The following is a 1,434-nucleotide window of genomic DNA, read 5'->3' as shown; positions in this document are numbered from 1 at the left end:
CAAGAGAATTTGTGTGCTTATACAAGAGAATTTGTGTGCTTATATAAGCTGTAGTCCTCTCATATCAATGTTTTCAGCTTATCTAAAAGCATTTAAAAGCTTTAAAAATAATTAAAAGCCTTTCGAGAGGGGAGTGCAAACTGCCCTAGCTACTCGCTAAAGCTCGTACTCTATTGAAGCTCGTTCCTCGCTTCGTGGGGCAGTTTTTGGTTAATCCTATTTGTGAAATCTAAAAGAAAAAGCATTGATAATGTATTCGCTTCGCTCATACTTTTTGAAAAGCAAAAGCTCCAAAGTTCGCACCCATTCGGGATGCTCTGTACCTACCGTTTAAAATCGAAAGGGAGCTTGTAATCAGAGAAAAGGCGAGGGCGAAATTTTGATGATGCTCAATCGCTCGTAGACACTCGCTCGGTTCTTATTATCTAGGTTTTAATTATTTACTGGAGCTAATCAAAGTTGTGAAACATTGATCAAAGAATAGGCGTGGAACGTGAAAAATCATAAAAAAAGCCCGAACAGTGATGCTCGGGCTATAAACTTTGAAATAAGTATTTGAATTTAAAAGTTAATTATAACGCATTTCGTATAAGGTGTATTATGTTAATTTTAGGAGATCTATACAATTCTGTACTTTTTCACAATCATAGAAAAAGCAAATAAAATACTTACCCAAAATAAATAATCAATAAAAAAATTGAGAAAAACAAATTGATCCATGCCGATGAAAATAAATAAAGGATTGATACTTATACTTCCGACTGGAGAGGTTTCACCATCTATAAGGAACTGTAGAGGAAATCCCCCAGCTATGACTTCAACTTTTTCAAGCTTATCTACAACTATGCGAGCAACTAATATATTTTTTTGATAAAGCAAAGATACATAAGTCAAAATAATCGCTAAGAAATTAAAATATAATATTTTTTTCATAACTATTCTTTATCTTTTAAATTAATTAAAAACAGCCAATAACATAAGCCAGGAAAGAGAGCCATAAAAATAGTCCATGTATTGGTATACATTTTCCACCACTCTTTCGAAATTTCTCCTGTGTGACTCCATCCAAAAAGAATAAAAAATGGAGCAGCAATAATTAGAGAGGTAATACAGATGGTTAATAAATTCAGACTGTTATAACGATTTAAAATAATTGAGAATATGAAGCTGAAAGGCACAGTCAAAATACAATACGCTAAGTAGACAAGGCCATGCCCTACAAGAACCACTAAAATCGAGTATAGGCTGTATTCCTGATTCATTACGATAAACAGGACTGCTATGAAAAAAAGTAACGGTAAAGGAGCAAGCAAGAGAGCTTTAACTATTTTTTCATTTGAGTATTTCACTAATTTAATTCTCTTATTTACTCAATAACTATTCACACTATACCGATTTTCTTGGAGGTCGCTGGCTTCCATTTAACATAATGGT

2 protein-coding genes are annotated in these 1,434 nt (G+C 33.2%); both read right to left on the bottom strand.

The features are described 5' to 3' along the window. Positions 1-618 precede the first annotated feature (618 nt). On the bottom strand, positions 619-933 hold the full coding sequence (locus F947_RS00100; protein WP_000723215.1) for a hypothetical protein: 315 nt from the start codon (positions 931-933) through the stop codon (positions 619-621). Positions 934-935: 2 nt separating this feature from the next. Next, on the bottom strand, positions 936-1,349 hold the full coding sequence (locus F947_RS00095) for a hypothetical protein (RefSeq protein WP_004967533.1): 414 nt from the start codon (positions 1,347-1,349) through the stop codon (positions 936-938). Between the last annotated feature and the right edge of the window lie 85 nt (positions 1,350-1,434).

Source organism: Acinetobacter towneri DSM 14962 = CIP 107472, assembly GCF_000368785.1.
GTDB lineage: Bacteria > Pseudomonadota > Gammaproteobacteria > Pseudomonadales > Moraxellaceae > Acinetobacter > Acinetobacter towneri.
Note: the sequence above shows the minus strand (reverse complement) of the source record. Positions and strands in the feature narration are given on the sequence as shown.

What these genes read in the sequence shown, in the direction of transcription:
- F947_RS00100 (WP_000723215.1), bottom strand. Translation starts at nt 933, where the DNA reads ATGAAAAAAATATTATATTTTAATTTCTTAGCGATTATTTTGACTTAT.